We start from the raw sequence: 10,021 nt of genomic DNA, 5'->3' as shown, positions 1-10,021 counted from the left end.
GGGCCCTCAGCCGCACCCGGACCACCGGCGCCGCCCGGCGCGGGGAAGCCCGCGCCGTCCGTGTCGCCGCCGCCGGACCGTCCGTCCGCCGGGGGCTTGGCTGCCGCCGGGGACTTGCGGGGGGCGAACCAGTCGCTGCCGCTCTTCTCCTTGGCCGGATTCCCGGCGGACTCCGCCGGGTCCGCGTCCTCGCCGCTCTCCGCGCCCGGTGCCTGGGGCGTCCGCGGCGCGCCGCCCGGTGCGGAGGCGCCCGGACGCGGGGTCGAGCCGGTGCGCTCGCCCTCGGCGTCGGCGTCGGCCATGGGCGTACGCATGACAACGGGCGGGATGGGGCGCGACCCCGGGATGTTGATCCGGATGCGCGTCGTCAGCGTCGTCTCGGTCTTCGGCTCGTCGGGCCGGTCCGCACCGCCTGGTTCCCGGGACCCTTCCGGGGCGTCCTGCGACGGGTGCGTCGACGGATACTGGCGGGATCCGTACGGCGGCGTACCCGAGGGGTACGCGGCTCCTCCGCGACCCTGGGGCCCGGAGGACGAACTGTCAGTTTCACGACTCAAAGCAGGTTCTCCCGATTGGCTCCGCCGCCCGTACTTCCCCCCGTGCCGCAGCCCGGGCGCGCGAACCACCATACTGGCCGCCGCCGGCACACACCCCGCGACCGGGGGAAACGACTGCGCACCCCCCGGACGGGCAGGGGGCATTACGGGATCGGACGGAGCACATTACTTGGCAGGTCGGCCGCTTTCGGCCCGCTGCCCGGACGATCGCGACATGGTGGCGCAGATCACAGCGAGGGCCATTCCGCCCAGCATGAAGAGGCCGAGGCCGAGCGCGTCACCGAAGACATAGTCCCCTTCGGGCCGCCCGCTGAGCAGAAAGACGACCGAAACCAGCCACCCCGCAGCCGGTGCGACCGCTCCGGGCTGGGTGCCCATCAGCGTGCGCCCGCCATAGAAGAGGCCGGCCGCCGCCGCCAGGGCGAGCAGCAGCCCGCCCGGGAACCAGGCGGGCTGGACGAGCGCCCCGGCGATGCCGACGACGGCACCGAGGACCGCGAGCCCGAACAGGGCGGCGATCCGGGCGGGGTTGACGGGAGCGGCCAGACCACTGGCCGGAATGTCCCTCTTCTGCGCTTCCGCCCGGCTGCCGCCGGCCCGCGCCCTGCTGCTGCCGCTCACCGGTCCGCCCCCGGCACGCCCGCGAAGAGGTCCCGTTCGCGTTCGCCCGCCGGTGCGCCGGGTACACCGGTGACCAACTCGTAGTACTCCGTGGTGAACAGGGGCTGCCCGAGGTCGTTCGACAGGGCGAAGTACGGTCCCTGGACGGCGATCTGGGTGGCGTGCGCCCGCATCGCGGCGGCCTTCGCGTCCTCGTGGCCGGCGCCGTCGATCACGGTGGTGATGCGGTCGTCGTCCACCACCCCCGGTACGTCGCCGAGCTCGGCGATCCCCGGGAACGCGTCCGGGGCCTCGGCGCGCAGCGCGGCGAACCCCTCTTCGGCGACCGAGCGCGGCACCCGGTTCCAGTAGACCTTCGCGACGGCGTGCGGGGCTCCGGAGCCGGGGCGGTATGCGGCGTCGGCGGCGAGCTCGGCGGCGCGGGTGGCGACCCGGTGGGCCTGGATGTGGTCGGGGTGCCCGTAGCCCCCGTCGGGGTCGTACGTCACCAGGACCTGGGGGCGCACCTCGCGGATCACGCCTGCGAGGTGTCCGGCGGCCTCGTCGAGGTCGGCCGACCAGAAGGCGCCGGGGCGGTGGTTCTGCTCGGTGCCCATCATCCCGGAGTCCCGGTAGCGGCCGGGACCGCCGAGGAAGCGGTGGTCGGTGACGCCCAGCTCCTTCATGGCCGCCGCCAGTTCGCCGACGCGGTACGGGCCGAGCGCGTCGTCGCGGTCGGCGGCGAGGTGGGCGAGGGCGGGCGGAATGATCTCGCCCTCCTCGCCGAGCGTGCAGGTCACCAGCGTGACCAGGGCGCCCTCGGCCGCGTACCTGGCCATGGTGGCGCCGTTGTTGATCGACTCGTCGTCCGGGTGCGCGTGCACCAGGAGCAGCCGCCGGGCGGGAAGGTCCGTCATGGGACCAGCCTACGAGCCTGCGCGACGGCCGCCCGCCGACGGGTGACCGCGTCAGAACTTGATGCCGCCGATCATGCCCGCCACGTTCGTGGTGAGCTCGGAGATGGTGGGCGCGATGGACGAACTGGCGAGATAGAAACCGAGCAGCGCGCAGACGACCGCATGTCCTCCCTTCAGTCCGGACTTCCGGATCAGCAGGAAGACGATGATCGCCAGCAGCACCACCGCCGAAATCGAGAGCGCCACGGCGGTTCACCTCCATCTGTACGGTCGGGACGGGCAGCACGCGTGGAGCCAGCAGGTTCATACCCACCGAGCGCTACGGATCATAACTATCCGTGGCAACGCATTGGTCGGGGCACAGCAGCACGAGGGGCGCACGGACGGGCGCGGCCGATAGGTTCGGCGCATGACTTCGTCAGAGATCACGTTTCCGCTCCAGTTGGCCCGGACCATGAGATTCACCCTTGGGGCACCGCGCGCGTTCACGGTGTCACCCGACGGTGGACGCGTGGTCTACCTGCGCTCGGGTTCGGGTACGGACCGTTCGGGGCAGCTCTGGGTGCTGGACCTCGACGAGGACACCGGGCCGCGAGAACGCCTGGTGGCCGATCCGGCGGCTCTGCTGGGCGGTTCCGAGGAGCGCCTGTCGGCGCAGGAGCGCGCCCGGCGGGAGCGCAGCCGCGAGGGCTCGTCGGGGATCGTGGGCTACGCGCTGGACGGGTCCGCCGAACTGGCCGCGTTCGCGCTCTCCGGGAAGGTGTACGTCGCCGGTCTGGGCGCGGGCGGGGCGCGCGCGCTGCCCGTTCCCGGCCCGGTGATCGACCCGCGCCCCTCCCCGGACGGGCGACACGTCGCCTATGTGTCCAAGGGTGCCCTGCGGGTCGTCGGTGTGGACGGCGAGGCGGACCGGGCGCTCGCGGAGCCGGAGGACGGCCATGTGACGTACGGGCTCGCGGAGTTCATCGCCGCCGAGGAGATGAGCCGCACCCGGGGCTTCTGGTGGTCCCCGGAGTCCGACCGGCTGCTGGTGGCCCGGGTGGACGACAGCCCCGTGCGGCGGTGGTGGATCGCCGACCCCGCGCACCCCGAGCGCAAGCCGGCCGAGGTCGCGTACCCCGCGGCGGGCACGCCCAACGCGGTGGTGGGGCTCCACGTCGTGGACCTGGACGGCACGCGCACCGAAGTGGTCTGGGACCGGGCCCGGTTCCCGTATCTGGCGCGGGTGCACTGGTCCTCGTACGGGGCTCCGCTCCTCCTCGTCCAGGCCCGGGACCAGCGGAGCCAGCTGTACCTCGCGGTGGACCCGGAGACCGGGGCGACCCGGACCGTGCACGCGGACGAGGACCCGGTCTGGCTGGAGCTGTTCCCCGGGGTCCCCGCGTGGGCGCCGGACGGGCGGCTCGTGCGGATCACGGACGAGGGCGGGGCGCGGCGCCTCGCGGTCGGCGACCGGACGCTGACCGGGGGCCAGTTGCACCTCCAGTCGGTGCTGGACATCGGGGACTCCGACGTCCTGGTGTCGGCGTCGGCGGGCGCGGAGGCGGCGGAGCCGGAGACCGGCGAGAGCCATGTGTACCGGGTCAACGAGCTGGGCGTCGAGCGGGTCTCCGAGGGCGCCGGCGTGCACACGGCGGTCCGGTCGGGCCGGGTGACGGTGCTGGTCTCGGCGACGCCGGAGCGGCCGGGGACGACGGCGCGGGTGCTGCGGGACGGCAAGGAGGTCGCCGTCGTGGAGAACCGTGCGGAGCGCCCGGTGCTGACCGCGCGGCCGGTGCTCACCGAAGGGGGCGCACGGCGGATTCCGTGCGCCGTGCTGCTCCCCACCGGGTACTCGGAGTCGGATGGTCCGCTTCCGGTCCTCATGGACCCGTACGGCGGACCGCACGGCTGGCGGGTGGTGGCCGCCCACCATCCGCACCTCACCTCGCAGTGGTTCGCGGACCAGGGCTTCGCGGTCGTCGTCGCGGACGGCCGGGGGACGCCCGGCCGTTCACCGGCCTGGGAGAAGGCGGTCAAGAACAATCTGGCGCTCAGCCTCGACGACCAGGTGGAGGCCCTGCACGCGCTCGCGGAGCGCTTCCCGCTGGATCTGGACCGAGTGGCCATCCGGGGCTGGTCGTTCGGCGGCTTCCTGGCCGGGCTGGCCGCGCTGCGGCGGCCCGACGTCTTCCACGCGGCGGTCGTCGGCGCCCCGGTCACCGACCAGCGGCTCTACGACACCCACTACACCGAGCGCTACCTCGGCGACCCGGCGCAGAGCCCGGAGGTGTACGCGTACAACTCGCTGCTCACCGACGAGGGGCTGTCGCACGCGGCCGAGCAGGTCCGGCCCATGATGATCATCCATGGTCTGGCGGACGACAACGTGGTCGTCGCGCACACCCTGCGGCTGTCCTCGGCCCTGCTCGCCGCGGGCCGCCCGCACGAGGTGCTGCCGCTGAGCGGGGTGACCCACATGACCCCGCAGGAGAAGGTGGCCGAGAACCTGCTGCTGCTCCAGGTGGACTTCCTGAAGCGGTCGCTGGGGCTCTGAGCTACCAGCCGGGCGGCGGCTGCGAGGGCGGCGGGGGCGGACCGAAGCCGCCGCTGCCGCCCTGCGGGTAGCCGTAGCCGGGCCGCTGTCCGGGGTACGGGGGCGTGGCCGGCGTGGGGCCCCATCCCGGGCCGCCGGCCCACGGGTCCTGGCCCGGGGCGGGGACCGGGCCGGGCACGGCGAGGGCGAGGAGCGCGGCCAGGGCGGCGAGCAGCTGGAAGAACGAGCTGAGCAGGCTGAGCTGGAGCTCGGTCGGCAGGTCGCCGAAGTGCTCCAGCATGTCGTAGTGCACGATGCGGACCACCCCGAACACCCCGCCGGGCAGCAGCACCGCCGCGGCCACCAGGCCGAACGGGCGGGCGTGCCGGGCCCGGGCCGCGGCGCTGATCCCGGCGAACACGCAGAGCAGGGCGAGCATCACGGTCGCCCAGCCCGGCGGCGGACCGGTCAGGTACTGCGCGATCCGGTCGCCGCCCACGTACCAGTCGGGGAAGAACTCCGGGTCCCGGACGACCTGGCGGATCTCCCAGGCGATCAGCACCGCCCCGGCGGCGCACAGGGCCAGGAACGCCAGGACGCCCGCGCCGGGGCCCGGCCCGGTCGGCGTCCGCTCGTAGGAGTCGACGGGCGGCCGGCGGCCCGCCCCGGCGGTGATGACCATCGCGGCGCCCGCGGCGACGGCGACGAAGGCGCAGATCAGGGCCCGCGAGCGCAGGTCGTCGGAGTACACCGCCTCCATCCGGTGGCTGCCGATGGTCCAGAGTCCGGGCAGCCGCACGGTGAGGGTGACCATCCCGGCGACGGCGAGCGCGGACGCGGCGGACGCGGCGCGCAGAGCGGCCACGGCGACGGCCACGTACACCACGAACAGGACGAGGTCCGTGCCCGAGGTGGTGGGAGCGACCCGCAGGCTCGTGTCGTACAACCCAGCCCAGTTCCGCCACAGTTGGCCGAAACCCAGCGCATCGACGTCCCGTATCAGCCAGCTCGCGACGATCACCGCGAGCACGGCGGACAGGACGGCTCCGGTGGCTCTTGCTCCGCGGGTGAGTATCACATCGGTGATACTTCCGTGCGTCCGCCCGGCGGACAAGAGGGCCTGCGCCGGCCGCCGCTACGGCGACCGGCCGGGGGGCGTCACACCCCGCCGGCCGGTCCACGGCACCCGCACGGCCGTACGTCGTCCAGGATGCCGCGCCCGTATATCGGGCACGTTGCCCCGGTGTTAACGCCGCGTCAGACGGCCCGGCTGCTCCCGGAGGGCGGGGGCGGGCCCTCGTCGGGGTCCGTCGGCCCGGGTTGCCTCGCCGCCTCCGTCGCCCGCTCCGTCGCCCCCTCCTGGCCGCCCTCCCCCGGCACGGAATCGAGCGTGCCCTCCGGCGGGACCACCCGCTTCTCCTCCGCGAAGTGGCAGGCGGAGGCGTGCCGGGCCGGGCTGTCCACGTCCAGGAACGCCGCCGGGACCGCCAGCAGCGGCACCTCCAGCTCGCACCGCTCCTGCGCCTTCCAGCACCGGGTGCGGAAGCGGCAGCCGGAGGGCGGGTTGGCCGGGGACGGCACGTCGCCGTGCAGGATGATCCGCTCGCGGTACTCCCGCGCCGCGGGGTCCGGCACCGGCACGGCGGACAGCAGCGCCTGCGTGTACGGGTGCGTGGGGTGGTCGTAGATCTCCGCGTCGGTGCCGATCTCCACGAACCGGCCCAGATACATCACGCCGACCCGGTCGGAGATGTGCCGCACGATGGACAGGTCGTGCGCGATGAAGACGTAGCTCAGGTTGAACTCGGCCTGGAGCCGGTCCAGCAGGTTCACGACCTGCGCCTGGACGGAGACGTCGAGCGCGGAGACCGGTTCGTCGGCGACGATGATCTCCGGGTTGAGCGCGAGGCCGCGGGCGATGCCGATGCGCTGGCGCTGACCGCCGGAGAACTGGTGCGGGTAGCGGTTGATGTACTCCGGGTTGAGCCCGACGACGTCCAGGAGCTCCTGCACCTTGCGGCGCCGGCTGCCCTTCGGGGCGACCTCGGGGTGGATCTCGTACGGCTCCCCGATGATGTCGCCGACCGTCATGCGCGGGTTGAGCGAGGTGTAGGGGTCCTGGAACACCATCTGGATGTTGCGCCGGACGGCCTTGAGCGCGCGGCCGGAGAGCTTCGTGATGTCCTCGCCCTTGTACCGGATGGAGCCGGCCGTCGGCTTCTCCAGGTGCACGAGCAGCCGGGCGACCGTCGACTTGCCGCAGCCGGACTCCCCCACCACGCCCAGCGTCTCGCCGGCCCCGAGGTCGAAGGTGACGCCGTCGACGGCCTTGACCGCGCCGACCTGCTTCTTGATGACGACGCCCTGGGTCAGCGGGTAGTGCTTGACGAGGTCGCGCACCTCCAGGATCGGTTCGCCGCCCGCGTAGGCGCTCTGCTGGCGCGACTTGGACAGCAGGGTGCGCGCCGTCTCGCCCTCCTCGCGGGCTTCCTTGCGCCCCGAGTGGTCAGCGTGCATCGAGCGTCTCCTTCCAGAAGTGGCAGGCGCTCTGTCGGTGCTCGGCCACGTCGTACAGCGGCGGCACGTCGGTGCGGCAGACGTCCTGGGCCATCGGGCAGCGCGGGTTGAAGGCGCAGCCGGGCGGGATGTGCAGCAGGTTGGGCGGCAGCCCCTTGATCGCGTACAGCTCCTGGCCCTTCTGGTCCAGGCGCGGGATCGAGGCCAGCAGGCCCTTGGTGTACGGGTGGGCGGGTGCCTTGTAGATGTCGTGCACGGGCGAGGTCTCGACGATCCGGCCGGCGTACATCACGGCGATCTTGTCGGCGACGTCCGCGACCACGCCGAGGTCGTGGGTGATGAGGATCAGGCCCATGTTCAGTTCGCGCTGGAGCTCCGCGAGGAGGTCCATCACCTGGGCCTGGACGGTCACGTCGAGCGCGGTGGTCGGCTCGTCGGCGATGATCAAGGCGGGCTCCAGGGCGAGCGCCATCGCGATCATGATGCGCTGGCGCATGCCGCCGGAGAACTGGTGCGGGTAGTTGCCCACCCGCTCCTTGGCGGCGGGGATGCGGACCCGGTCCATCAGCTCGACGGCCTTGGCCCTCGCGTCCTTGCGGGACATCCCGCGGTGCACCACGTACATCTCGCCGAGCTGCTCGCCGACGGTCAGCACGGGGTTGAGGGAGGACAGCGCGTCCTGGAAGATCATGGCCATCTCCTGACCGCGGATCTTCCGGCGCTCCTCCTTCCTCATCGTCAGCAGGTCGCGGCCCTTGAACAGGATCTCGCCCTGCGGGATCTTCCCCGGGGGCATGTCGAGGATGCCCATGACCGCCTGTGCGGTGACCGACTTGCCGGAGCCGGATTCGCCGAGCACCGCCAGCGTCTCGCCCTCGGCCACGGAGTAGTTGACCCCGTTGACGGCCTTCACCACCCCGTCCCGGGTGTGGAACTCCACGTGCAGATCGCGCACTTCGAGCAACATGGCAGCGGACTCCTCAGCGCAGCTTGGGGTCGAGGGCGTCGCGCACCGCGTCGCCGAGCATGATGAAGGCCAGCACCGTGACCGCCAGCGCGCCGGCGGGCCAGAGGAGCATGTGCGGGGCGTTGCGGATGTACTGGGACGCGGCCGAGATGTCGATGCCCCAGGAGACGGCGGGCGGCTTCAGCCCGACGCCGAGGAACGACAGGGTCGCCTCCAGCGAGATGTACGTGCCGAGCGCGATCGTCGCGACGACGATGACCGGGGCGACGGCGTTCGGCGCGATGTGGCGCAGCATCATCCGGCCGTTGGACGCGCCGAGGGCCCGGGCGGCCTGGACGTAGTCGTTGTGCTTGGCGGTGATGACGGAGCCTCGGGCGATGCGGGCGATCTGCGGCCAGCCGAGCAGGACGATGAAGCCGATCACCGGCCAGACGGTGGAGCTGGTCACCACGGAGAGGAAGACCAGACCGCCGAGGACGACCGGGATGCCGAAGAAGATGTCGGTGAGCCGGGACAGGATCGCGTCCCACCAGCCGCCGAAGAACCCCGCGAGCCCGCCGAGGACGCTGCCGATCAGGGCGACGCCGAGGGTGGAGCAGATGCCGACGGTCACGGAGTTGCGGGCGCCGTAGACGACACGGGTGTAGACGTCGCAGCCCTGTCCGTCGAATCCGAAGGGGTGGCCGGGCTGGGAGCCCTCCTGGGCCTTGCCGAGGTCGCAGTCGAGCGGGTCGCCGGACGCGATGAGCTGCGGCCAGATCGAGATGACCACCAGGAACAGGATGATCAGCGCGGAGATGATGAAGACCGGGTTGCGGCGCAGGTCGCGCCAGGCGTCGGACCACAGGCTCTGCGGTTTGGTGTCGGGACCGGTCCCGTCGGGGCCGCCGGGGGGCTTCTCCAGGCTGTCGCCCTCCGCGAGCGCGAGGTCCGTGGGCCCGCCGGCTCCGGCGGCCGAGATCGCCTCGTCCGGTGTCTGCTCAGGCATAGCGGATCCTCGGGTCGAGTACGGCGTAGAGGAGGTCGACGATCAGGTTGGCCGCCAGGAAGACGAGCACCAGGACGGTGACGAAGCCGACGACGGTCTGCGAGTTCTGGCGCAGGATGCCCTGGTAGAGCTGGTAGCCGACGCCGTGGATGTTGAAGATCCGCTCGGTGACAATCGCCCCGCCCATCAGGGCGCCCACGTCCGTACCGATGAAGGTGACGACGGGGATCAGCGAGTTGCGCAGCAGGTGCCGGATGACGACGCGGCGCCTGGGCAGCCCCTTGGCGGTCGCGGTGCGGACGTAGTCGGCGCGGGTGTTCTCGGCGATCGAGGTCCGGGTGAGCCGGGTGACGTACGCCAGTGAGACGGAGGCGACCACCAGGCCAGGGATGAGCAGCTCGTTCAGCGGGGCCTCGGGCGAGACGGACGGCTTGATGACGCCCCACTCGACGCCCAGGAGCAGTTGGAGCAGCAGACCGGTGACGAAGGTGGGGATCGAGATCACGACCAGCGTCAGGATGAGGACCGTGGTGTCGACCGGCCGGCCGCGGCGCAGCCCGGTGACGACGCCGAGGCTGATGCCGATGACGATCTCGAAGACGATCGCGACGAGGGTGAGGCGGATGGTGATGGGGAAGGCGGTGCCCATCAGCTCGGTGACCTTCTGCCCGTTGAACGCGGTGCCGAAGTCCCCGGTGAAGACGTTGCCCATGTAGTGCAGGTACTGCTGCCACACCGGCTTGTCGAGGCCGAACTCCGTGCGGAGTTGGGCGGCGGTCGCCGGGTCGCACTGGCGGTCGCCGCAGAGACCCGCGATGGGGTCGCCCATCACGTTCACCATCAGGAAGATCAACAGCGTGGTGCCGAAGAAGACCGGGATCATCTGCAGCAGCCGCCGGATCACATAACGTCCCATGAAGGGCTCCGGGGGTCGCGGGGACGGAGGCTCGTGAGTCGGGG

The 10,021-nt window shown here is 72.2% G+C and carries 9 protein-coding genes and 1 pseudogene; 1 reads left to right on the top strand and 9 read right to left on the bottom strand.

Annotated features, from left to right (window positions below; translation table 11 throughout):
- From G3I41_RS37255 to G3I41_RS32345, 4 genes and pseudogenes are all read right to left on the bottom strand, one after another.
- A pseudogene (locus G3I41_RS37255) lies at nt 1-557 on the bottom strand (hypothetical protein); the annotation flags it as partial.
- Between the two features lie 165 nt (nt 558-722).
- Nucleotides 723-1,118, bottom strand: coding sequence for a DUF6113 family protein (locus tag G3I41_RS32355; protein ID WP_343242269.1), 396 nt, complete (start codon nt 1,116-1,118; stop codon nt 723-725).
- Between the two features lie 56 nt (nt 1,119-1,174).
- Nucleotides 1,175-2,074 (bottom strand): N-acetyl-1-D-myo-inositol-2-amino-2-deoxy-alpha-D-glucopyranoside deacetylase, encoded by a 900-nt coding sequence (gene mshB, locus G3I41_RS32350; protein ID WP_164404092.1) that lies wholly within the window; start codon nt 2,072-2,074, stop codon nt 1,175-1,177.
- Nucleotides 2,075-2,125: 51 nt separating this feature from the next.
- The gene (locus G3I41_RS32345; protein ID WP_018100847.1) at nt 2,126-2,320 is read right to left on the bottom strand and encodes a hypothetical protein; all 195 of its coding nucleotides are present in this window, start codon (nt 2,318-2,320) and stop codon (nt 2,126-2,128) included.
- 163 nt (nt 2,321-2,483) lie between these two features.
- Between G3I41_RS32345 and G3I41_RS32340 the strand changes: the two genes are divergently transcribed.
- Entirely contained in the window at nt 2,484-4,610 is a 2,127-nt protein-coding gene (locus tag G3I41_RS32340) for an alpha/beta fold hydrolase (protein ID WP_164404091.1), read from the top strand.
- 1 nt (nt 4,611) lies between these two features.
- Here G3I41_RS32340 and G3I41_RS32335 read toward each other — a convergent pair whose 3' ends face one another.
- The 5 genes from G3I41_RS32335 to G3I41_RS32315 form a co-directional block, all read right to left on the bottom strand.
- On the bottom strand, nt 4,612-5,667 hold the full coding sequence (locus tag G3I41_RS32335; protein WP_343242268.1) for a hypothetical protein: 1,056 nt from the start codon (nt 5,665-5,667) through the stop codon (nt 4,612-4,614).
- 179 nt (nt 5,668-5,846) lie between these two features.
- On the bottom strand, nt 5,847-7,106 hold the full coding sequence (locus tag G3I41_RS32330) for a dipeptide ABC transporter ATP-binding protein (protein WP_164404090.1): 1,260 nt from the start codon (nt 7,104-7,106) through the stop codon (nt 5,847-5,849).
- The gene (locus tag G3I41_RS32325; protein WP_164404089.1) at nt 7,096-8,073 is read right to left on the bottom strand and encodes an ABC transporter ATP-binding protein; all 978 of its coding nucleotides are present in this window, start codon (nt 8,071-8,073) and stop codon (nt 7,096-7,098) included. The genes G3I41_RS32330 and G3I41_RS32325 overlap by 11 nt, the downstream gene beginning before the upstream one ends.
- A gap of 13 nt (nt 8,074-8,086) precedes the next feature.
- Complete coding sequence (locus tag G3I41_RS32320) at nt 8,087-9,061, bottom strand: ABC transporter permease (protein WP_164404088.1); 975 nt, start codon at nt 9,059-9,061, stop codon at nt 8,087-8,089.
- Nucleotides 9,054-9,977 carry an ABC transporter permease gene (locus G3I41_RS32315; protein WP_164404087.1) on the bottom strand — a complete coding sequence of 308 codons (924 nt, stop codon included), beginning with the start codon at nt 9,975-9,977 and terminating at the stop codon, nt 9,054-9,056. The genes G3I41_RS32320 and G3I41_RS32315 overlap by 8 nt, the downstream gene beginning before the upstream one ends.
- Nucleotides 9,978-10,021: the final 44 nt, after the last annotated feature.

Origin of the sequence: Streptomyces sp. SID9727, from assembly GCF_010550605.1 — a bacterium.
GTDB lineage: Bacteria > Actinomycetota > Actinomycetes > Streptomycetales > Streptomycetaceae > Streptomyces.
Note: the sequence above shows the minus strand (reverse complement) of the source record. Positions and strands in the feature narration are given on the sequence as shown.

Excerpts from the sequence above, each read along its gene's own strand:
- G3I41_RS32330 (WP_164404090.1), bottom strand. The coding sequence starts at position 7,106 with ATGCACGCTGACCACTCGGGGCGCAAGGAAGCCCGCGAGGAGGGCGAG.
- G3I41_RS32315 (WP_164404087.1), bottom strand. The coding sequence starts at position 9,977 with ATGGGACGTTATGTGATCCGGCGGCTGCTGCAGATGATCCCGGTCTTC.
- G3I41_RS32340 (WP_164404091.1), top strand. The coding sequence starts at position 2,484 with ATGACTTCGTCAGAGATCACGTTTCCGCTCCAGTTGGCCCGGACCATG.
- G3I41_RS32320 (WP_164404088.1), bottom strand. The coding sequence starts at position 9,061 with ATGCCTGAGCAGACACCGGACGAGGCGATCTCGGCCGCCGGAGCCGGC.
- mshB (WP_164404092.1), bottom strand. The coding sequence starts at position 2,074 with ATGACGGACCTTCCCGCCCGGCGGCTGCTCCTGGTGCACGCGCACCCG.
- G3I41_RS32325 (WP_164404089.1), bottom strand. The coding sequence starts at position 8,073 with ATGTTGCTCGAAGTGCGCGATCTGCACGTGGAGTTCCACACCCGGGAC.